Raw genomic sequence first — 21070 nt, forward strand, 5'->3', positions numbered from 1 at the left:
CCTGCGCCTACGGTCACGGCGTGACCACACGCAGCCGCGAACGACCCGAAGCCCTGTCCGGAGCGAGCCGGACGGGTCACCGGGCGACCGAGCACTCCGGCCGCGCGCGTGCGCGCCCCGCCCATGCCGCCCACGCCGCAAACGCGGCCCCCACGGCCCGCACGGCCCAGGCAGCCTCCGCCGGCCGGGGCCGGCACGCGACGCGCGGCGCCGCCGCCGCGCCGGACGCGCCGGACGGGACGGACGGCAGCACCGCCAGCCGCGCCGCGGCCTACGACGAGGCCTATCTGGACGGCCTGTTCACCTACTGCCTGTCCATCATGTGCGAGCACGACGCGGCCACGGCCGCGCTCGGCGAGGCGCTGGCACTGGCCGAGCGGCAGCATGAGCGCGGCCGCCGCCCCGCCGACCCGCGGCTGCGCCGGGCCTGGCTCTACGCGCTCGCCCGCTGGGCCTGCCTGCGCCGCCTGGCGGAGAACCGCGACGCCGCGCGGGGACGCGGCCGGAAGCGGAAGCGGCACGGCGCCGAGCCGTACGTGCCGCGCCCCGCCGGCGAGGACGCGCAGCGGCGGCGGCAGGAGCTGGCCGCGCTCGCCTGGCCCGAGGCCGCGGGCACCACCCCGGACCAGCGCGAGGCGCTGGAGCTGGCGGTCCGCCACCAGCTGGCCGCCGAGGAGATCGCGCGCGTGCTGCGGCTGACGCCTGAGGCCGCGCGCTCGCTGCTGACCGCCGCCGCCCGCGAGGTGGAGCGCACGCGCGGCGCGCTGGCCGCCGTCGAGAGCAGCGGCTGCCCGGCGGCGGCCTCGCTGTCGGGCGAGGATCCCTGGCTGCTGCTCGGCCCCTCGCTCCGCCGGGAGCTGGTGCGGCACGTGGACGAGTGCCCCTCCTGCCGCCTGGTCGCCCAGCACGCGCGGGCCTCCGCCGGCGGGCACCGCCCGGCCCGGCGCGGCTCGCGCTCTGCCCGGCTGCCCGTGCTCGCCGCCCCGCTGCCCGCCGTGCACGCGGCGCGGCTCGCGCTGCGCCGGGCCCGCTCGCAGCACACCCCGCGGTACGACCGGGCCGGTTTCCCGCTGCCCGAGCGCGACCGGGCGGCGCGGCGCGAGCGGCTGCGCCACCGCGCCATGACGGGCACGGTCGTGGTCACCGTGCTCGCGGCGCCCGTGATGGCGCTGTGGGCCGCGTACGAGAACGCGCCCCGCACCGGCGAGGCACGGACCGACGGCCCGGCGGCCGCCGCCGACGGCGAGACGACCGCCGGGACCGGCTTCGGCGCGGGGTTCGAGAACACCGGGCGCAGCCGCGACGGCGGCCCGGCGGCGGACGGCGGCGGGGCGGCGCGCGAGGACGGTGACGCGGCGTTCCCCTCGGGCCAGGCGGCCGACGGGGCCGCGCCGGGCCCGGGCGGCGGGGCGCCGGAGGACGGCGGCTCCGGCACGGCGGGGACCGGCCGGCCCCGGGACGAGGCGGAGGCTGCCCCCGGCCGGCTCACGGCGCACGCCGTGGCCACGGCTACCGGAACGCGCATCACGCTCACCGCCTCCGGCGGCTCTGATGTGTCGTGGACCGCCCGTTCCGACGTCGAGTGGCTGCTGCTCAGCGACGTGTCGGGCACGCTCAGTCCGGGGGAGACGGCCGTGATCGAGGTGACGGTGGACCGGGAGCGCGAGCCCGCGGGCGCCTGGCAGGGGCAGATCACGGTGGAGCCCGCCGCCGCGGTGATCACCGTCGAGGGAGAGGGCAGCGGCGGCGGGGAAGCCGGGGACCCGGGCACCACGCCGCCCGGGGATCCCGGTGAGCCGGAGGATCCCGGGGATCCGGCGGGCACCGAGCCGCCCGCCGAGGACCCGGCCGGGCCGGCGGCCTGAGCCCCGCCCGGTTCAGGCGCCCCGACCGCCGGTGACGCCGTCGCGGGAACCACCGGTGAGGTGGTGGCGCACGGCCGGCGCCAGCCGGGTGATGAGCTGCTCGGCACTGGCGCTGGCGAGGGGCTCCACGCGCAGCAGGTAGCGCAGCAGCATGGCGCCGACGAGCTGCGAGGCGGCCAGTTCCGCGCGCAGCCGCTCGTCGCCGCCGCTGCCCGTGGCCTTGCCGGCGACCTGGGGCACCAGGTGGGTGGCCACGAAGTCCCGGACGATCCGGGTCGCGGTCTCGTTGGTCAGCGCCGAGCGGATGAGGGCCAGCAGCGGGGCGCGCAGCGCCGGGTCCTCCCAGACGCCGACGAAGACGCGGGTGAACCGCTCGCTGAACTCGTCGGGGCCGTAGTGCCGCACCGACGCCAGTGCCTCGGCGGCCGGTCCGGCGGCCTGCGCGACGGCGGCGGAGAAGACGCCTTCCTTGGTGCCGAAGTAGTGGTGGACCAGCGCGGGGTCGACCCCGGCGCCGCGCGCGATGGCGCGCACCGATGCCTTGTCGTAGCCGCTGGCGGAGAAGGCCTCCCGCGCCGAGGCGAGGATGCGCTCGCGCGTCGCGGGGCCTCCGGCACCGTCGGGCGCGCGCCGGGGGCGCCCCCGGCCGCGGCGGGGCGCGCCGTCCGCGTCTGCGCCGGCCGGCGCGCCGGCCCGCGCGGTCACGGCGACTCCCCAAGGGGCGCGGGTGACGTCTTTAGATGCCGGCGGGCGAAGGCGAGCGCCTCCGCCAGCTGGGCCTCCCGCACGGCCGAGGACATCGCGCGCCGCGTGTTCACCTCGACGACGACGTGCCCGCCGTAGCCGCGCGCGGCCAGCAGCTCCAGCAGCCGCGCGCAGGGCTGGGCGCCGTGGCCCGGCACCAGGTGCTCGTCCTTGCCGGAGCCGGTGCCGTCCCCCAGGTGCACGTGGGCCAGCCGGTCGCCCATGCGGTCGGCCATCGCCAGCACGTCGGTGCGGGCGGTCGCGGCGTGGGAGACGTCGAGCGTCATGTGGCGGTAGTCGTGGGCCGTGGGGTCCCAGCCGGGGGCGTACGCCTGCATCTCGCGGTCCCGGTAGCGCCAGGGGTACATGTTCTCCACGGCGAACCGGACGTCGGTCTCGCCGGCCATCCGCCCGATGCCCGCGACGAAGCCGCGCGCGTAGGCCCGCTGCCACCGGAAGGGCGGGTGCACCACGACCGTGCTGGCGCCCAGGCGCTCGGCGGCGGTGCGTGCCCGCTGGAGCTTGCGCCAGGGGTCGCTGGACCACACCCGCTGCGTGACCAGCAGGCACGGGGCGTGCACGGCCAGGACGGGCACGCCCGTGCGCTCGGACAGGTGGGCCAGCCCGGCTATGTCCTGGCTGACCGGGTCGGTCCACACCATCACCTCCACCCCGTCGTAGCCGAGACGGGCCGCGATCTCGAAGGCCGCCTCGGTGTTCTCCGGGTACACGGAGGCCGTGGACAGGGCGACCTTCGCGTGGGAGTCCGGTACGTGACGTGACACGGCGACCAGCCTACGGGTGCCCTTCCGCTTGACAGGTCCACCAGCGGCGAGAAGTATTCAACGCATGATGAATAAAACGGGTGAGGGTGCCCCGCCCGGCAGCCCCGCAGAACCGGCGGTCTTCGCCAGCGGCCTGCGCGTCGACCGCGGCGGCAGCCGGGTGCTGGCAGACCTCGGGTTCTCCGTGCCCCGCGGCACCGTGACCGGCCTGCTCGGCCCCTCCGGCTGCGGGAAGACGACACTGATGCGGGCCATCACCGGCGCCCAGGCCAGGGTCGCCGGCACCCTCCAGGTGCTCGGCCAGCCCGCGGGCAGCGCCGCGCTCCGCCACCGCATCGGCTACGTCACGCAGGCGCCGTCCGTCTACAACGACCTCACCGTGCAGCAGAACCTCGACTACTTCGCCGCCGTGCTCGGCGTCCCCCGCGACGAGCGGCCCCGACAGGTCGAGGCGGCGCTGCGCGACGTGGATCTGGCGCCGCAGGCCGGGCAGCTCACTGGCAGCCTCTCCGGCGGCCAGCGCTCCCGCGTCTCCCTGGCCGTCGCCCTTCTCGGCACCCCCGAGCTGCTGGTGCTCGACGAACCGACGGTCGGCCTCGACCCCGTGCTCCGCCGTGACCTGTGGAACCTGTTCCACCGCATCGCGGCGGAGCGCGGCGCCACCCTCCTGATCTCCTCGCACGTGATGGACGAGGCCGACCGCTGCCAGCGGCTGCTGCTGATGCGTGAGGGCCGCCTCCTCGCCGACGACACGCCCGAGGCGCTGCGCGCGCGGGGCGGCGGCACCGTCGAGGGCGCGTTCCTCCGCCTCGTCGACGAGGACCGCGAGGACGGCCAGCCGATACGACACGAGGAGCGAGGTCCGCGATGAGCCCCGTCCGCACCACCGCCACCGCCCGCCGCGTCCTGCGCCAGCTCGGCCACGACCGCCGTACCATCGCGCTGCTGCTGCTGGTGCCGGTCTTCCTGCTGGTGCTGCTCTTCTACGTCTTCGACTCCGAACAGGCCGCCTTCGACCGCATCGGCGCCTCGCTGCTGGGCATCTTCCCGATGGTGACGATGTTCCTGGTCACCTCCATCGCCACGCTCCGCGAACGCACCTCGGGCACGCTGGAGCGGCTGCTGGTGATGCCGCTGGGCAAGGGGGACCTGATCGCCGGCTACGCCCTGGCGTTCGGCCTCTTGGCCGTGCTCCAGGCGGGACTGGCCACGGGCGTCGCCCTGTGGTTCCTCGACCTGGACATCGCGGGCTCGCCGTGGCTGCTGCTGCTCGTGGCCCTGCTGAACGCCCTGCTCGGCACCGCGCTCGGCCTGTTCGTCTCGGCGTTCGCCGCCACGGAGTTCCAGGCCGTGCAGTTCCTGCCGGCCGTGATCTTCCCGCAGATCCTGCTGTGCGGGCTGTTCGCGCCGCGCGACTCCATGCAGCCGGTGCTGGAGTACGTCTCCCACGTGCTGCCGATGTCCTACTCGGTCGACGGCATGAACGAGGTGCTCGCCAGTGCCGGCGTCACCGGCGACTACGTGCGCGACGTGCTCGTCGTCTCCGGCACCGCACTCGGCGTCCTGGTCCTCGGCGCCGCCACGCTCCGCCGCCGCACGCCCTGAGCGCGGGCCTCAGTCGCCGTTGCCGCCGTCCCCGTTGCGCATCCGGTCCAGGCGCCGCAGAATCACGCCCTCCCGCAGCGCCCACGGGCAGATCTCCACCGACTCCACCCCGAACAGGTCCAGCGCCGCCTCCGCCACGATCGCCCCCGCCGGCAGCTGCGGCGCGCGGCTGGCCGAGACCCCCGGCAGCTCCGCCCGCTCCCGCACCGTCATCCCGGCCAGCTTCGCGCTCCAGCTCCGCAGGTCGTCACGGTTCAGGTCGCGGCGCACGTACAGCCCCTCGCCCGAGCGAGCCGCCCCCGCGATCCGCGCCAGCTGCCGGAACGTCTTCGAGGTGGCCACGACCCGGTGCGGCGTCCCGAGCCGGGCGAACCTCCCCACCACGTCGGCGACCTGGCCGCGCACGTCCCGCCGCAGCGCGCGCACGTCCGCCGGCGCCGGCGGGTCTCCCGGCAGCCGCGCCGCCGTCAGCCGCCCCGCGCCCAGCGGCAGCGACACCGCGACGTCCGGCGCCTCGTCCGTCCCGTACGCGATCTCCAGCGAGCCGCCCCCGATGTCGAACAGCAGCAGCCGGCCCGCCGACCAGCCCAGCCACCGCCGCGCCGCGAGGAACGTCAGCCGCGCCTCGTCCTCGCCGGAGAGCACCGTCAGCCGTACCCCGGAGCGCTCCTCGACGGTGTCCAGCACGGCGTCCGCGTTGCTGGCGTCCCGCACGGCCGACGTCGCGAACGGCAGCAGCTCCGCCACCCCCTGCTCCTCCGCGACCGCGCGCGCCTCGCGCACCGTCTCGGCGAGCCGTTCCACCCCGTCGGGCCCTATCGCGCCCTGGTCGTCGAGCAGCTCGGCCAGCCGCAGCGTGGCCTTGTGTGAGTAAGCGGGCAGCGGGCGCGCCCCGGGATGCGCGTCAACCACCAGCAGATGGACGGTGTTCGACCCCACGTCGAGAACCCCGAGTCTCATGGACGACCACGCTACCGGGCGGCTTACGCTGGCGGGGTGGCCAAGACGAACAGGGCGAAGCAGGCCAGACCGGAGCGGTACGACGGCGCGCGGCGGCGCGCCGAGGGCGAGGAGGTCCCGCTCGACCACCCCCGGGCCTGGGTGGAGTTCCCCGACCCCGACGACCCCGAGCAGGTCTTCCGCTGCGACCTGACCTGGCTGACCTCGCGCTGGCACTGCGTCTTCGGGCGCGGCTGCCAGGGCATCGCCGCCGGGCGGGCCAGCGACGGCTGCTGCACCCTGGGCGCCCACTTCTCCGACGAGGAGGACGAGGCCCGGGTCGCCTCCCACGCCGCCCGCCTCACCCCGCAGACGTGGCAGTACCACGCCGAGGGCACCTCCCCGCGCGGCTGGACCGAACTCGACGAGGACGGCGAGCGGCGCACCCGCCGCGTCGACGGCGCCTGCGTCTTCCTCAACCGTCCCGGTTTCCCCGGCGGCGAGGGCTGCGCGCTCCACACCCTGGCGCTGGCCGAGGGACGCGAGCCGCTGGAGACCAAGCCGGACGTGTGCTGGCAGCTGCCGATCCGCCGCACCTTCGAGTGGATCGAGCAGCCCGACGGCGAGCAGCTGCTGTACATCTCCATCGGCGAGTACGACCGCCGCGGCTGGGGGCCCGGCGGCCACGACCTGCACTGGTGGTGCACCGGCTCCCCGTCGGCGCACGGCGCGGCCGAGCCGCTGTACGTCACCTACCGGCCCGAGCTGACCGAGCTGATGGGCAAGGCCGCCTACGACGTCCTCGCCGGGCTGTGCGAGCAGCGCCTGGCGCACTCCCTGCCGCTCCTGGCGCCGCATCCGGCGGACCCCGCGGACCCCGCGGACCCCGCCGGGGCGTGACGGCGCCGGCGGCGTCTCGGATCGCGGGAACCCGGTTCCCCCTGGCGGCGCAAGGCGTAGCCTCGTGGGCATAGCCATTCGCCGAGAGCCTGAGAGACGAGAGGGCAGCATCATGGCGGAACTGAGGTCCCGGACTGTCACCCACGGCCGCAACATGGCGGGCGCCCGCGCCCTCCTGAGGGCCGCGGGCGTAGCGCGCGAGGACTTCGGGAAGCCGATCATCGCGGTGGCCAACAGCTTCACCGAGTTCGTGCCCGGGCACACCCACCTCCAGCCCGTCGGCCGCATCGTCTCCGAGGCGGTCAAGGCCGCCGGCGGCGTGCCGCGCGAGTTCAACACCATCGCGGTGGACGACGGCATCGCCATGGGCCACGGCGGCATGCTCTACTCGCTGCCGTCCCGCGACCTGATCGCCGACTCGGTCGAGTACATGACCGAGGCGCACTGCGCCGACGCCCTGGTCTGCATCTCCAACTGCGACAAGATCACGCCCGGCATGCTGATGGCGGCGCTCCGCCTCAACATCCCGACGGTCTTCGTCTCCGGCGGGCCGATGGAGGCGGGGAAGGCGACCCTGGTCGACGGCACGGTCCGCACCGGCCTGGACCTCATCCACGCCATGTCGGAGGCGGTCGCTCCCACCACGGGCGACGAGGACCTGCTCCGCATCGAGGAGGCCGCCTGCCCCACCTGCGGCTCCTGCTCCGGCATGTTCACGGCCAACTCCATGAACTGCCTGGTCGAGGCGATCGGACTGGCCCTGCCGGGCAACGGCTCCGTCCTGGCCACGCACACCGCCCGCCGCGCCCTGTACGAGGAGGCCGGGCGCACCGTCGTGGAGCTCGCCAGGCGGCGCTACGAGGAGGACGACGAAGCGGTGCTGCCGCGCTCGATCGCCACCCGCGCCGCCTTCGAGAACGCCATGGCCCTCGACGTCGCCATGGGCGGCTCGACCAACACCGTCCTCCACCTGCTGGCCGCCGCGCAGGAGGCGGAGCTGGCGTTCACCATGGCGGACATCGACGCGATCTCGCGCCGCGTGCCCTGCCTGTCCAAGGTCGCGCCGAACAGCAGCTACCACATGGAGGACGTCCACCGCGCCGGCGGCATCCCCGCCATCCTGGGCGAGCTGAAGCGCGGCGGGCTGCTCAACGAGGACGTCCACGCCATCCACAGCCCCTCGCTCTCCGACTGGCTCAAGACCTGGGACATCCGGGGCGGCTCGCCGTCGGCCGAGGCCACGGAGCTGTTCTACGCCGCGCCCGGCTGCCGCCGCTCCGCCGAGGCGTTCTCGCAGTCCGAGCGGTGGGAGTCGCTGGACACCGACGCCGTCAGCGGCTGCATCCGCGACGTCGCGCACGCCTACACCGCCGACGGCGGCCTGGCCGTCCTCTACGGCAACCTCGCCGAGGACGGCTGCGTCGTGAAGACCGCGGGCGTGGACGAGTCGATCTGGACGTTCGAGGGCCCGGCCGTCGTCGTGGAGTCGCAGGAGGAGGCGGTCGAGGCCATCCTCGGCAAGCGCGTCAAGGAGGGCGACGTCGTCGTCGTCCGCTATGAGGGGCCGCGCGGCGGCCCCGGCATGCAGGAGATGCTCTACCCGACGGCGTTCCTCAAGGGCCGCGGGCTGGGCGCCAAGTGCGCGCTGGTCACCGACGGCCGGTTCTCCGGCGGCACCTCGGGCCTGTCCATCGGCCACGTCTCCCCCGAGGCAGCGGCCGGCGGCACCATCGCTCTCGTCCGCGACGGCGACCCGATCCGTATCGACATCCCCAACCGCACCATCGAGCTCAAGGTCAGCGACGAGGAGCTGGCGGCGCGCCGCGAGGCACTCGGCGGCCGGTACGCGCCGGCCGCGCGCGACCGGAAGGTCTCGCGCGCCCTGCGGGCCTACGCCGCCATGGCCACCAGCGCCGACAAGGGCGCGGTGCGGGACGTCACCCTGCTCGGCGAGTAACGCGACCCGGACGCACCGGTGGCCCCGGCCCGCACCACGCGCTGGCCGGGGCCACCGGCGTTGTGACGGACGTCCTGCGGGGCCTGGGAGCGGGATCGCCATAATCGTGCGCATGCCGAAGCCGACATCGCCCATACCGGACTCCGACCGCGCCCCCGCACCCGAGCCGATCCGCTTCTACGGCACGTCCTGGGTCGACCACACCGGCGGCTACGCCGTGCGCCGTCTGGGCCTGGGCCTGGCCGCGCTGGTACTCGCGGCCGGCGGCACGGTGCTGCTCACGCTCGTCTTCGGCGGCGTCGGGACGAGCGGCTGGCTCCAGGTGCTCGCGGTCATCGCGCTGGTGCTCTGCGCCGTCATGGCGTTCACGCGCACCTGGAACGGCTACACCCAGCCCGCCGAGAGCGGGGCGGACGAATCGGCGTTCCGCAGCATCAAGGTCGTCGGCTTCGTCGGCGTCTTCCTGGCCTACGCGCTCCGCACGGTCGTCGAGGCGCCGGGGGAGCGGCTGCGGCGCGCGGACTACGAGGCGGCGCTCGAACGCCACCGCCGCCGGATCGCCAGGCGCTCCGGCAACCCGGCCCGGCGGCGGCGCGCCGGGAAGCGGTGACCTGTCGCGGCACGCCGGCACCTGTAAGAAAGAATTGACACCACCTGCCGGGCAGTGCGAAGCGGCCGGGTACAGACGGGAGGAGGCACGGTGCCGGAACCGGACCAGCCGCCGACCGGCGACCAGCTGCTGAAAGTCCTCAACGCCCTCAGCAATCCGCACCGGATGCGCATCGTGGCCGCACTCGCCGCCGAGCGGAACTACGTGAGCCGGCTCGCCCGCCAGATCGGCATGAGCCGCCCGCTCCTCCACATGCACCTCCAGCGCCTGGAAGCCGCGGGGCTTGTCACCGGGACCATGGAGCTGTCCCAGGACGGCAAGGCCATGAAGTACTTCGACGTGGCCCCCTTCCTCTACGAACTGACCCCCGCCACCATCGCCCAGGCCGCGCGGACACTCACGGACGACCAGGCCGGCAGCACGCAGCAAGCGCAGAAGGAGGAGGCCACGTGAACGCCGTCAACGCGGTGACGCACCTCGCCACCCGTGAGGACATAGCGGCCTCGGACGACCTCATCGGCCTGGGAGCGGCCACGCTCGGCACGGCTGGCTTCTTCGCCCTGCTGATCGTCCTGGTCTGGCAGATCGCCGCTACCTGGCGGGCCCGGATGCTGGCGTTCCGGGAGGACGAGTACCGCAAGCTCGCGGCCAAGTACGCCGAGCTGCTGGAGGACAACACCGAGATCATGCGCCGCTACACCGAGGAGATGGCCCAGACCCGCCAGTCCCTGGCCGCCGTCGAGCGCATGATGCGGGAGATCGACTGACCGGGCCCGGCGCAGCGGGCCTCCGCCCCTGCCGGCTCGTTGCGGGCGGCCCCGCCCTGGGTGCGAGGATGAGGCCATGACTCAGAAGATCGCCGTCCTCGGCGCCGGGAAGATGGGGGAGGCACTGCTCGGCGGCATGCTGCGCGCGGGACGCGCGCCCGCCGACCTGCTCGCCACCGCCCGCCGCCCCGAGCGCGCCGCGGCGCTGCGCGAGCGGCACGGCGTGGAGACCGTCACCAACGCCGAGGCCGCCAAGACCGCCGACATCCTGATCCTCGCCGTCAAGCCGCAGGACATGGGCGCCCTGCTGGAGGAGCTGTCGCCGCACGTCCCGGCCGACCGGCTCGTCATCTCCGCGGCCGCCGGCGTCACCACCGCGTTCGTGGAGTCCAGGCTGACCGCGGGCATCCCGGTCGTCCGCGTCGTGCCCAACACCCCGGTCCTCGTCGACGAGGGCATGTCCGTCATCTCGGCGGGCAGCCACGCCACCGAGGAGCACCTGGCACACGCCGAGGAAATCTTCGGCGCCGTCGGCAAGACCCTCCGGATCCCGGAGCACCAGCAGGACGCCGCCACCGCGCTGTCCGGCTCCGGGCCCGCCTACTTCTACTACCTCGTCGAGGCCATGACCGACGCGGGCATCCTGCTCGGCTTGCCGCGCGACAAGGCCCACGACCTCGTCGTGCAGGCCGCCGTCGGAGCCTCGGTCATGCTGCGGGACACCGGCGAGCACCCGGTGAAACTGCGGGAGGCCGTCACCTCGCCGGGCGGCACCACCATCGCCGCGATCCGGGAGCTGGAGAACCACGGCGTGCGGGCCGCGCTCATCGCCGCGCTGGAGGCGGCACGCGACCGCAGCCGCGAACTCGGCGCAGGGCGCTGACAGCACCGCCGCCGGTGACCGGCGGGGCACCGGCGGCGCGGCCTACCGGAGCGGTTTGACCCAGCGCCCCCACTCCTCCTGGAGCACGTAGCCGCGCGCCCGCCATGCCCGCTGGGCCAGGTCGTTGCGGTGCAGCACCATGGCGTCCGCCCGCCGCCCGCCCAGCGCGGCGAAGCGCCGCTCCGCCGCCGCCAGCAGCGCCGTGGCCACCCCGTGCCGCCGCCACTGCGGCGCCACCGCCAGGCGGTACAGGTGGCAGCGCCAGCCGTCGAAGCCGGCGATCACCGTGCCCACCAGCTCGCCGTCCCCGCGCTCGGCCAGCAGCAGTGCGCCCGGATCACGCGCCAGGAGCCGGCGCACGCCCGCCTCGTCGTCGCTGATGCTCACGCCCTCCGCCGCGCGCTCCCAGAACGCCAGCACCGCGCCCGTGTCCGCCGCCTCGCCGGCGCGGACCGCGACACCGCCGTCGCCGTCTCCACGTCCGCTCATGCCCCCGCCCTATCACGGCCCGGTGCCGCGCCGCAGCCGCGTTTCCGCGCCGCCGCAACCCCGGCCGCCCGGGTGCGGGGGCGGCGGCCCCGGCCCACACTGGGCGGAGAACCACCGCGTCACCGGGGAGGTCCAAACGGAGCTGGAGGACATCGCCGACCGGCTGTACCGGCTGCGGCCGGGCGACTTCACGGCGGCACGCGACGAGGCCGTGGCCCGGGCGCGGTCGGACGGCGACCGGGAGCTGGCCCGGACCATCGGCCGGCTGCGGCGGCCCACCCTGGCCGCGTGGGCGAGCAACCTCCTCGCCCGCCAGCTGCCTCAGGAGGCCGACCGGCTGCTGAGCCTGGGCGAGGCGCTGCGCCAGGCGCACCACGAGCTGCAAGGCGAAGAGCTGCGGCGGCTCGCGCACCGCCAGCGCCAGCTGACCGGCGCCCTCGCGCGGCAGGCCGTCGAGCTGACCGCCGCGGCAGGGCAGCGCATCGGGCCGGACGCGCAACGCGAGGTCGAGGACACGCTGCGCGCCGTGCTGGCCGACCCGGAGGCGGCCCGCGCCTGGGCCGAGGGCCGGCTGACCAGGCCGCTCCACGCCCCGGCCGGCTTCCGGGCACCGGCCGAAGGAGCCGCTGCCCCGCTCCCGTCCGGTGGCCAGCGCCGGCGGCGGAACGAGCGCGCCGAGCGCGCCGAGCGCGCCCGCGAGGCGGCGGAGGCAGCGGAACAGGAGCGCCGCGCCCGCGCCGCGGAGCGGGACGCCGCCCGCGCCTCGGCCCGCGACGCGGCCGGCCGGCTGGACGACGCCCGGCGGACGGCCGAGGAGGCCGCCGAGCGGCTGCGCGAGGCCGAGGCGGCGGAGCGGCGGTCCCGGGAACGGCTCGCGGAGGCCGAGGAAGCGGCCCGGGCGGCGGCCGCGCGCGCCGAGCGGCTGGCCGGGGCGGCGTCGGCGGCGTCAGCGGCGTAGGGAGAGACCGATGGCGAGACCCATCTGGAGCGGGGTGCTGACGTTCGGGCTGGTCACCGTGCCGGTGCGGCTGTTCACGGCGACGGAGGACCACACCGTGCACTTCCACCAGTTGCAGCGCGGCACCTCCGACCGGGTACGGCGCAAGCAGGTCAACGAGCGCACCGGGAAGGACGTCTCCTACGACCAGATCGTCAAGGGCTACGACCTGGGCGAGGGCGAGCACGTGATCGTCGAGCCCAGGGAACTGGAGGACATCGCGCCGGGGAAGTCGCGGACGATCGACATCAGCGGCTTCGTCGACCTCGACGCGATCGAGCCGGTGTACTTCGTCCGCACCTACTACGCGGCCCCCAGCGGCGAGGAATACGGCAAGGTCTACGAGCTGCTGCGGCAGGCGCTCGAACGGTCGCACAAGGCGGGCGTGGCCACGTTCGTCATGCGCGGCAAGCAGTACCTCATCGCGCTGCGGGCCCAGGCGCGGTGCCTGGTCCTGCACACGCTGCACTGGGCCGACGAGGTGCGCGACCCCGTGCGGGAACTCCCGGAGCTGCCGCAGGCGGCACAGGCGTCGGAAGCCGAACTGCGCACCGCCGAACAGCTCATCGACGCCCTGACCATCGACTGGCGGCCGGAGGACTTCCACGACACCTACGAGGAGCGGGTCTGCGACCTGGTGCGGGCGAAGGCGGAGGGCAAGGAGATCGTCACGGCCGAGGGGCCGCCCGAGGCCACCAATGTCGTGGACCTGATGGACGCGCTGCGGCGCAGCGTGGACCAGACGCGCGGGCGGGGCAGCGAGACCTCCGGCAAGCCGTCCGGCAAGGCAGCTGGCAAGGCGTCTGGCAAGGCGTCCGGTACGGCACGCGGCGGATCGCCGCGCAGGAAGAAGAGCGGCGGCGCCGGGAAGGGGCCGGGCGAGGACGTGGCCGGGATGAGCAAGGAGGAGCTGTACCAGCGGGCGTCGGCACTCGGCGTCCGGGGCCGGTCCAGGATGAACCGGGATCAGCTCGCCGACGCCGTCCGGCGGGCGGCAGCGGAAGCCGCCTGACGACCGGGCGGGCTGACCGTCGGCACCGGCACCGGCGCCGCAAGCGGTCCGCTGGTTGTCAGTGCCACCGGTTACGGTCGGCGGCATGAGAGGAATCCGGATGCGGCTGCCGCGCTGGGCTGCTTGGGCAGGACGTCCCGGCGGTCGTGCCGTGCGCGGAGCGCGCACCGGCGGGCGGCCACGCGTAGTCGCCAGGGGCATATGTTTCCGCCCGCGAGGCCGCTGACCAGCGGGAGTCTCAGGTGCCACACGGTTCCTGCGGATTGTGGGGCCCACGCCCTTGGTCAGGGGCGCTAACGTCATGTGAGGAGGGAATAGACTCGGCGCGGTTGAGGGGGCGCGAGCATGAGTTACGGCGACGACTACGAGGACCCGCGCGCCCGTGGTATTCCGGCGCAGACCCGCACGCGCCTGCCCGAGGGCGAGGAGCCGTCGGCCTCGCGGCGCCCTCCGGCCTCGCCGGGGCGCAGCATGGTGACGATTGTCGGCGTGGTGGTGCTCCTCATCGCGGCCATCATCTTCGCCAACCAGACGGGGACCGAGGAGGGTGGCGGCTCGTCGGATGAGCCCAGCCAGCGCGCCAACCCGACCGCTCCGTCCGGTGCCGCCCCTGTGGAAGGCGCCTCGGGGGGCGTGCCCTCCGGCTTCTCGCGGGACGAACAGGGCGCCCAGAGCGCCGCCGCCAACTACGCGGTGGCACTCGGGGGCGTCGGGATGTTCGACGCCGAGCAGCGCGAGTCGATCGTGCGGGCCGTGTACGCGCCGGATGAGGTCGACCAGCAGATCGCCGACCTCGAAGAGGTCTACACCGACCCCGCGTTCCTCGAGCGGGTCGGTCTCGGCGAGGACGGCTCGGTCCCTGAGGGCATGACCTTCGTGTCGCGGATCAACCCAGTCGGCACGAACCTCATCGACTTCTCCGGGAACCGGGCAACGGTGGAGGTGTGGTACTCCGCACTGTTCGGCCTGGCGGGTACGGAGTCGACCAACCCTGTCACGGAAAGCTGGTACACCAACACCTACGAACTGGCATGGACCGAAGGCGACTGGAAGGTCACTGACTTCTCCCAGGAGGACGGACCGGTGCCTGTCGCCCTCGACCAGCGGGCTTCGTCGGCCGAGGAAATGGCGGAAGCAGTGGAGCGGTTTGGGGGGTTCACCTATGCCCGGTGAGCGCGTGCGCTTCCGCCTGCTGCGGCGGGCCCTCGCCGTTGGCGGCGGAACCATCGGCGCCATGGCGGTTACCGCTCGCGCTGCTGCGCAGGATCAGGACGACCGCTGCGACCTGATCCGCGGCCCCGCCGCCGACTACTGCGAGGGTGACGGTCCGCCGAGCGGGGAGGACGGCGGCGGGTCGGGGTCGTCGGGGAGTTCGCTCGATCCGCTGTCCTCGCTGGCGGAGGGGTGTGCTGACGCGGCGGCGTGGATCGTCAACGAGCTGTCGGAGCTGGTGTCCTCCACGACGGAGGTCGACTTCACCAACCCCTCGTTCCTGCGGCAGTACGCGGTGGTCTTCGCGGCCTCCACGATCCTGACGCTGGTGCTGTGGCTGCTGGCCATCGTCAAGCGCGCCATCAGGGGCGTCCCGCTGTTCACGGCGATAGGCGAGGCGATCGGCTACCTGTGGCTGACCGTGATGGCCTCGGCCTTCACGCCGCTGGTGCTGTACGTGGTGGTGTCGGTGACGGACAGCGTGACCGATGCCGTCGTCACCGGCACCGGGGACAACTCCGAGGAGTTCTTCGGCGGATTCGCCCGGGCCCTGGAGTCGGGGAGCGATATCGGCGGCGGCCCGATCATGCTGATCATCGTCTCGCTGGTGTCGATCCTGGCCGCTGGCGTGCTGTTCCTGGAGCTGTTCATCCGCGCCGCGATGCTGTACGTCGGCGCCCTGCTCGGCACCGCCGTGTACGCCGGGCTGGTCGACAAGAACATGTGGACCCACGTGCGCCGGTGGGCGGGCATCATGATCGCGGTGATCCTGCTGAAGCCGGTGATTGCCATCGTGCTCGGTCTGGCCTCGGCGCTGACCAACGCCGAGGACGGCGAGCCCAGTTCCTTCTCGGCGATCGTGTCCGGACTCGCGATCATCCTGCTGGCGATCTTCGCCTCGGCCATGATCTACCGGTTCGTGCCGGGCTTCGGCGACGAGATCATCAACCAGCGTGCCATCCGGCAGGACACGTCCAGCCGTGTGGCGAACGCGGCCGTGGCGACGACCACGTCCACCCTGAAGGAAGGCATGAGCACCCACGGGTCCCGCGGTACCGCACCGGCCGCCGTCGTGACGGGCGGCGGCGCCGCCGCAGGTGGCGGCGCGAAGAGCACGGCGAGCACCGGCGTTGCGGGCGGTGTCGCCGCGCACGGTACCCGCGGGGCGCAGCAGCAAGCACAGCCACCCCAGCAGGGCGGGGGATCCAGCAAGGGAGGTAGCCGGTGACGTCTCCGCCGCAGACCGTCACCAGACGGCGTACGTACCTGATCGGGCGGGCGCGCCCGCAGTCCATCGTGGGGCGGAACCGGGAGACTGGGGAGATCGCCCTGATCGTCGTCGGGGCGTTCTTCGGGATGCTCAGCGGCCTGCTCATCCCGCAGCTGACGCTCCGGATCGTGGGCCTGGTCGGTTTTCCTCTGCTCGCGCTGGCAGCCGTTTACATGCCGTACAACGGACGCACCTTCTACAAGTGGTTCGAGATCAACCGTTCCTTCCGCCGGACGCTGCGGCGCGGCGCGACGTACCGTTCCGGCGCCCCCGAGGCCGGCATCACGCTCGACGGGCGTGAGGTGCAGATCGGCGCGCCCCCCGGCGTGGGCCGGGTGCAGTGGCTGTCGACGGCGTTCGGCCCGGACGAGCTGGCGGTGCTGCTGCACCCCGACCGGCGGACGATCACGGCGGCGATCGAGATCGAGGGCCCCGGCGTCGGCCTGCGCGACAGCGAGGACCAGGAGGCGCTGGTCGAGCGGTTCGGGACGCTGCTGAAGCACGTGGCCAACGGCGACGGCTACGTCACGCGCATACAGATGCTGGCGCGCACGCTGCCCGCCGACCCCGACGCCCACGCCAACGACGTGCGCGAGCGCGGCAACAGCCAGGCGCCGGAGTGGATCCGGGACTCCTACGAGCAGCTGCTGTCCATGGTGTCGACCAGCAGCGAGCAGCACCGCGCCTATCTGGTGGCGTGTATGCACCACTCCCGGGAGCTGGCCAACGAGGCCCAGACCATCGCCAAGGCGGCGCGGGCCGGGCGCGAACGCCGGCGGATGTCGCGGGACGAGGCGCTGGCGGTGGTGATGGCGCGGGAGCTGATGGACATCTGCGCGCGGCTCGCCGAGGCCGACATCCGGGTGCGCCAGCCGCTGGGCGAGGCGCGGCTGGCGTCGCTGATCCACTCGATGTACGACCCGGACCACCCGATCGACCACATCCAGGCCATGAGCCAGCGGAACGCCTGGCCGGCCGAGCTGGACGCCAGGGAGCCGACGTACCTCCAGGCGAAGACGCGGGAGTCGGAGACGCGTGACCCGTGGTGCCACGCCACCGCCTGGATCAAGGAGTGGCCGCTGACGCCCGTGGGCGTGAACTTCCTGGCGCCGCTGCTGGTGCACACCCCCGACGTCATCCGGACGGTGGCGGTGTGCATGGACCTGGAGCCGACGGAGCTGGCCATCGAGCGGATGCTGACGGAGAAGACCAACGACGAGGCGGAGAGGTCCCGGGCCGCGAAGATGAACCGCACGGTCGACCCGCGGGACGTGGCCGCGCACCAGCGCGTCGACCAGCGCGGCGACGACCTGGCCTCCGGCGCGGCCGGCGTGAACCTGGTCGGGTATCTGACGGTGTCCTCGCCCAACCCGGAGCAGCTGGCCCGGGACAAGCGCACTATCCGGGCCTCGGCAGGTAAGTCATATTTGAAGCTGGAGTGGTGCGACCGGGAGCACCACCGGGCCTTTGTGAACACGCTGCCCTTCGCGACGGGGATCCGGCGGTGAGGGCCGTGAGGGTGATGGCGCTGAAGGGGGTGCCGGGGTGGCGGCGCGCGATCCGCTGAGTGTCATCGCCGAGGCGTTTACGAGCCTGCTGTTCGGCAGGGTCGAGACGACCCGGCTGCCGGTCCGTACCTCGACGGGGCAGGCGCAGGCCGTGTACCTGCCGACCGCCGCGCCGGGGCTCGGCGACTCCGGCGTGATCATCGGGCGCGAGGTGTATTCCGGCAAGGGCTACATCTACGACCCGTTCCAGCTGTACGGCCAGCAGCTGCCGGCGCCGCACTGGCTCGTGCTCGGCGAGTCGGGCAACGGCAAGTCGGCGCTGGAGAAGACGTACGTGCTGCGGCAGCTCCGGTTCCGCGACCGGCAGGTCGTGGTGCTCGACGCGCAGGGTGAGGACGGCGTGGGCGAGTGGAACCTCATCGCCCAGGCGCTGGGGATCACGCCGATCCGGCTCGACCCGATGGGGACGCTCGACGGCAACGTCCGGCTCAACCCGCTGGACCCGGCCATCACCAGCACCGGCCAGCTGGCGCTGCTGCGCACCATCATCGAGGTCGCGCTCGGCAGGCCGCTGGACGAGCGGTCGGGCTTCGCGCTGAAGGTGGCGCACTCCTACGTCAACGAGACGACGAAGGGCCGCGACCCGGTCCTGTCCGACATCGTGGAGCGGCTGCGCCACCCCATGCCGGAATCGGCCGAGGCGATGAACGTCAACCTGGAGGACGTCCGTTCCTGGGGCCTGGACGTGGCGCTGGTGCTGGACCGCCTGGTCGACGGTGACCTGCGGGGCATGTTCGACGGGCCCACGACGGTCGGCATCGATCTCGACGCGCCGCTGATCATCTTCGACCTGTCGCACATCGACCGGAACTCGATCGCCATGCCGATCCTGATGGCGATCGTCGGCGTGTGGCTGGAGCACACCTGGATCCGGCCGGACCGCAAGAAGCGCATCTTCCTCGTCGAGGAGGCCTGGCACATCATCAACTCGCCGTCCGTGGCGCAGCTGTTCCAGCGGCTGCTGAAGTTCGGGCGGCGCCTGGGCCTGTCGTTCGTGGCCGTGGTGCACCACCTGTCCGACGTGGTGGACGGCGCGGCGGCCAAGGAAGCGGCGGCGATCCTGAAGATGGCCTCCACCCGCACGATCTACGCCCAGAAGTCCGACGAGGCGCGCGCCACCGGCCAGGTGCTGGGCCTGCCGCGCTGGGCCGTGGAGATCATCCCGACGCTGACGCCGGGCATGGCGGTGTGGGACGTGAACGGCAACGTCCAGGTCGTCAAGCACCTGGTGACCGAGGCGGAGCGTCCGCTGGTCTTCACCGACCGGGCGATGACCGAGTCCTCCGACTCGGTGCGGCAGCCCGCCGCGGAGCTGGTGGACGATCTGTTCGAGGCGGAGACCGAGGCGCGGGTGGTGTCGTTCGAAAAGCAGCAGGGCGCGGTGTGAGCGAGCCGGACGTGGCAGGCAAGGACGCTAAGCGCGGTGGCGGGGTGCCCGACGTGCTGCTGGTCGGCGCGCTCGGTTCGCTCGTGGGCCTCGCCGCCCTGGTGTGGACCTCGACGGGCCTGGGCGGCATCGTCGCGCACGGCGCCTGGCCCGAGGGGGTGGCGTTCACGCGCACGGGCACGGCGGTGCGGTCGTTCCTGACGGCGCCGGGAGACGTGGCGGCGGCCTGGCCGCGTGCCGATCCCCGGGAGCTGCCGGGCCCGACGCTGCTGTGGCTGGTGTTCCTGACGCAGGTGGTCGTCGCGTTCGCCACGGTGCTGCTGGTGTCGATCCAGATCGCCCGGCTGCGCGCCCGCCGCAAGGCCCGGCGGATCGCCGCCGGGGGGCGGCGGCCGGTCACGGCAGCCGATCCGCCCCCGGCGGCGCGCGCCGAGCGGCGGCCCGCCGAGCCGGAGATCCCGGCGCAAGAGGCGCCCGCCCCGCAGTTCCCGCAGGGCCGGGAGGCCGCCGGGCATCCCGCCCCGGCTCCGGTTCCCGCGCCGGCCGCGCCGTCCGCCGAGCGCCCGGCCGACCCGGTGTCCGCCGTGCTGGCCGCCCCCGAGGGCCTGCTGGTCGTGGACCCGGGCGGAAAGGTGTGGGCGAAGACCGCCAGGCAGCGGGCCAAGCGCGGCCCGGTGCACGTCTACGACCCGGGCCACGTCACGGACGCGCCGGTGCGGCTGCGCTGGGCGCCGCAGCGCGGCTGCGAGGACATGGCGGTGGCGCGGCGCCGGGCGGCCGCCCTGCTGGCGCCGGTGCGCCCGGCCGAGCCGGTCTTCCAGCTCGACGCTGAGGCCGCCGAGACGCTGCTGCGCTGCTACCTGCACGCCGCCGCCCTCGCCGGCGAGCCGTTCCCCCAGGTGCTGCGCTGGAGCGGCGGGAAGCACGGCCGGAGCGAGGGTGAGCCGGGCAAGATCCTCCGCAACCACCCGCGGGCCGCGGGCGGGGCGTCGATGGAGCTGGAGAGCGCCCTGACGACGCACCCCGGCCGCCGCGACGCCGCGCTCGGCCTGATCGGGCGGGCGCTGGCCGGGCTGGAGCAGCTGCACATCCGCCAGGCGTGCTCGCCGGGGCGCGTGGACGCGCTGGCCCTGGACAACCTGACGGGCGAGGGCGGCACCCTGTACGTCGTCGGCGACCACCGCGAGACGGCGGGGCTGCGGGCGGCGCTGGCCGATGCCGTGACCGCCGAGCAGCCGTCCCTCACCGTCGTGCGGGCCTGACGGCGGGGCCGGGCCCCGGGCCGTCCTGGCGTGGCCGGTAGGCCAGTTCGTACGCGCGCAGCGCCGGATTCCGCGGGTCGGTGTCGGTTGCGCCGGTGGGACGGAAGCCGAAGGAGGCGTAGAAGCGGGCGGCGCGCTCGTTGTGCTCGTGGACGTGGAGCCGCAGTTCGCGGCCGTTTGCCCACTCGGCCGCGCGGCGCATCAGGGCGCCCGCGAGCCCGCTGCCCCGCGCCTCCGGCCGCACGTACACGCCGACGACCCGGACGCACAGCGGGGTGGAGAAGACGCTGAGCATCCCCATCCACCTGCCGGTGGGGTCCTCGCCGATGAACGTCACCCGGTCCCCGCCCGCCGCGCGTTTCTCCCACTCCTCGCGCGGCAGGGCGGTGGCCTTGTCGTACCGCTCGGTGAACGCGACGGGCGCGGCCGGGTCGGCGAGCGCGGCGAGACGCAGGCCGCGCAGCTCGCGCCAGTCCTCGCGGCGGGTGCTGCGGATGGCGTAGGGCGGGGGCATGGCACCGATGCTGTCACCCGGCGGGCCGCCGTGACCAGAAGAATCCCGGCGGCGGACCGGACTGACCGGCACGAGGGCCGTCGCCCGGTCTGCCGGGCGCCGGGGGACAGCCACAACGGTCCGGGTGGGGTAAACCCCCGGACGATACGGAGACGTGCACCATCGTGGCGCACCCCCCTCCTCGGCCACTGTGGACGGCGTCGGTACGGCGTGACGCTGATGGCTCGCAGTGGAGGAGTACACGATGACAACGGCTCTACCCAACCCCCCGGTTCCGGCTCCCTCCCGCGCCGCGGCGGGTGCC

At 74.2% G+C, this 21070-nt stretch carries 21 protein-coding genes; 16 read left to right on the forward strand and 5 right to left on the reverse strand.

The features are described 5' to 3' along the window. Positions 1-20: 20 nt before the first annotated feature. Positions 21-1865 carry a sigma-70 family RNA polymerase sigma factor gene (locus JK356_RS18450; protein ID WP_201869691.1) on the forward strand — a complete coding sequence of 615 codons (1845 nt, stop codon included), beginning with the start codon at positions 21-23 and terminating at the stop codon, positions 1863-1865. Positions 1866-1877: 12 nt separating this feature from the next. Here JK356_RS18450 and JK356_RS18455 read toward each other — a convergent pair whose 3' ends face one another. After that, positions 1878-2570, reverse strand: coding sequence for a TetR family transcriptional regulator (locus JK356_RS18455; protein WP_201869693.1), 693 nt, complete (start codon positions 2568-2570; stop codon positions 1878-1880). Continuing rightward, positions 2567-3394 (reverse strand): sugar phosphate isomerase/epimerase, encoded by an 828-nt coding sequence (locus tag JK356_RS18460; protein ID WP_201869695.1) that lies wholly within the window; start codon positions 3392-3394, stop codon positions 2567-2569. The genes JK356_RS18455 and JK356_RS18460 overlap by 4 nt, the downstream gene beginning before the upstream one ends. Before the next feature lie 64 nt (positions 3395-3458). Here JK356_RS18460 and JK356_RS18465 point away from each other — a divergent pair, with 64 nt between their 5' ends. Both JK356_RS18465 and JK356_RS18470 read left to right on the forward strand, forming a co-directional pair. Beyond that, complete coding sequence (locus JK356_RS18465) at positions 3459-4265, forward strand: ABC transporter ATP-binding protein (protein ID WP_201869697.1); 807 nt, start codon at positions 3459-3461, stop codon at positions 4263-4265. Next, positions 4262-4999, forward strand: coding sequence for an ABC transporter permease (locus JK356_RS18470; protein ID WP_201869699.1), 738 nt, complete (start codon positions 4262-4264; stop codon positions 4997-4999). Before JK356_RS18465 ends, JK356_RS18470 begins: the two co-directional genes overlap by 4 nt. Positions 5000-5008: 9 nt before the next feature. Here the strand turns inward: JK356_RS18470 and JK356_RS18475 are convergent, their stop codons facing one another. Next, positions 5009-5959: a Ppx/GppA phosphatase family protein gene (locus JK356_RS18475; protein WP_201869702.1), complete on the reverse strand. Its 951-nt coding sequence runs from the start codon at positions 5957-5959 to the stop codon at positions 5009-5011. Between the two features lie 36 nt (positions 5960-5995). Here JK356_RS18475 and JK356_RS18480 point away from each other — a divergent pair, with 36 nt between their 5' ends. The 6 genes from JK356_RS18480 (at position 5996) to proC (ending at position 11055) form a co-directional block, all read left to right on the forward strand. Continuing rightward, on the forward strand, positions 5996-6838 hold the full coding sequence (locus tag JK356_RS18480; protein WP_307815714.1) for a hypothetical protein: 843 nt from the start codon (positions 5996-5998) through the stop codon (positions 6836-6838). A gap of 112 nt (positions 6839-6950) precedes the next feature. After that, a complete protein-coding gene (gene ilvD, locus JK356_RS18485; protein ID WP_201869704.1) occupies positions 6951-8795 on the forward strand; it encodes a dihydroxy-acid dehydratase in 1845 nt (614 codons plus the stop codon). Between the two features lie 112 nt (positions 8796-8907). Then, positions 8908-9405 carry a hypothetical protein gene (locus tag JK356_RS18490; protein WP_201869706.1) on the forward strand — a complete coding sequence of 166 codons (498 nt, stop codon included), beginning with the start codon at positions 8908-8910 and terminating at the stop codon, positions 9403-9405. Between the two features lie 90 nt (positions 9406-9495). Next, positions 9496-9858, forward strand: a complete 363-nt coding sequence (locus JK356_RS18495) for a winged helix-turn-helix domain-containing protein (protein ID WP_201869707.1) — start codon at positions 9496-9498, stop codon at positions 9856-9858. Continuing rightward, positions 9855-10172, forward strand: coding sequence for a hypothetical protein (locus JK356_RS18500; RefSeq protein WP_374100676.1), 318 nt, complete (start codon positions 9855-9857; stop codon positions 10170-10172). Before JK356_RS18495 ends, JK356_RS18500 begins: the two co-directional genes overlap by 4 nt. A 76-nt stretch (positions 10173-10248) precedes the next feature. Continuing rightward, positions 10249-11055, forward strand: coding sequence for a pyrroline-5-carboxylate reductase (gene proC, locus JK356_RS18505; protein WP_201869709.1), 807 nt, complete (start codon positions 10249-10251; stop codon positions 11053-11055). A gap of 42 nt (positions 11056-11097) precedes the next feature. Here proC and JK356_RS18510 read toward each other — a convergent pair whose 3' ends face one another. Then, positions 11098-11544 (reverse strand): GNAT family N-acetyltransferase, encoded by a 447-nt coding sequence (locus JK356_RS18510; protein ID WP_201869716.1) that lies wholly within the window; start codon positions 11542-11544, stop codon positions 11098-11100. Between the two features lie 22 nt (positions 11545-11566). On the opposite strand from JK356_RS18510, the gene JK356_RS18515 reads away from it, so the two are divergent. The 7 genes from JK356_RS18515 to JK356_RS18545 all read left to right on the forward strand — a co-directional run bounded on the left by JK356_RS18515 (position 11567) and on the right by JK356_RS18545 (position 20252). Beyond that, complete coding sequence (locus JK356_RS18515; RefSeq protein ID WP_307815716.1) at positions 11567-12502, forward strand: hypothetical protein; 936 nt, start codon at positions 11567-11569, stop codon at positions 12500-12502. 10 nt (positions 12503-12512) lie between these two features. Continuing rightward, the gene (locus JK356_RS18520) at positions 12513-13553 is read left to right on the forward strand and encodes a Ku protein (protein WP_201869724.1); all 1041 of its coding nucleotides are present in this window, start codon (positions 12513-12515) and stop codon (positions 13551-13553) included. Between the two features lie 345 nt (positions 13554-13898). After that, positions 13899-14726: a hypothetical protein gene (locus JK356_RS18525; RefSeq protein WP_201869726.1), complete on the forward strand. Its 828-nt coding sequence runs from the start codon at positions 13899-13901 to the stop codon at positions 14724-14726. After that, positions 14716-15993: a hypothetical protein gene (locus JK356_RS18530; protein WP_374100677.1), complete on the forward strand. Its 1278-nt coding sequence runs from the start codon at positions 14716-14718 to the stop codon at positions 15991-15993. The genes JK356_RS18525 and JK356_RS18530 overlap by 11 nt, the downstream gene beginning before the upstream one ends. Further along, positions 15990-17543 carry an SCO6880 family protein gene (locus tag JK356_RS18535; RefSeq protein WP_201869728.1) on the forward strand — a complete coding sequence of 518 codons (1554 nt, stop codon included), beginning with the start codon at positions 15990-15992 and terminating at the stop codon, positions 17541-17543. Before JK356_RS18530 ends, JK356_RS18535 begins: the two co-directional genes overlap by 4 nt. Before the next feature lie 37 nt (positions 17544-17580). Further along, entirely contained in the window at positions 17581-18990 is a 1410-nt protein-coding gene (locus JK356_RS18540; RefSeq protein ID WP_201869730.1) for an ATP-binding protein, read from the forward strand. Next, complete coding sequence (locus JK356_RS18545; RefSeq protein ID WP_201869732.1) at positions 18987-20252, forward strand: type VI secretion protein; 1266 nt, start codon at positions 18987-18989, stop codon at positions 20250-20252. The genes JK356_RS18540 and JK356_RS18545 overlap by 4 nt, the downstream gene beginning before the upstream one ends. Here the strand turns inward: JK356_RS18545 and JK356_RS18550 are convergent. After that, positions 20233-20766 carry an N-acetyltransferase gene (locus JK356_RS18550; protein WP_201869738.1) on the reverse strand — a complete coding sequence of 178 codons (534 nt, stop codon included), beginning with the start codon at positions 20764-20766 and terminating at the stop codon, positions 20233-20235. The genes JK356_RS18545 and JK356_RS18550 overlap by 20 nt on opposite strands. Positions 20767-21070 lie beyond the last annotated feature (304 nt).

Origin of the sequence: Streptomyces sp. 7-21, assembly GCF_016741785.1 — a bacterium.
Taxonomy (GTDB): domain Bacteria; phylum Actinomycetota; class Actinomycetes; order Streptomycetales; family Streptomycetaceae; genus Streptomyces.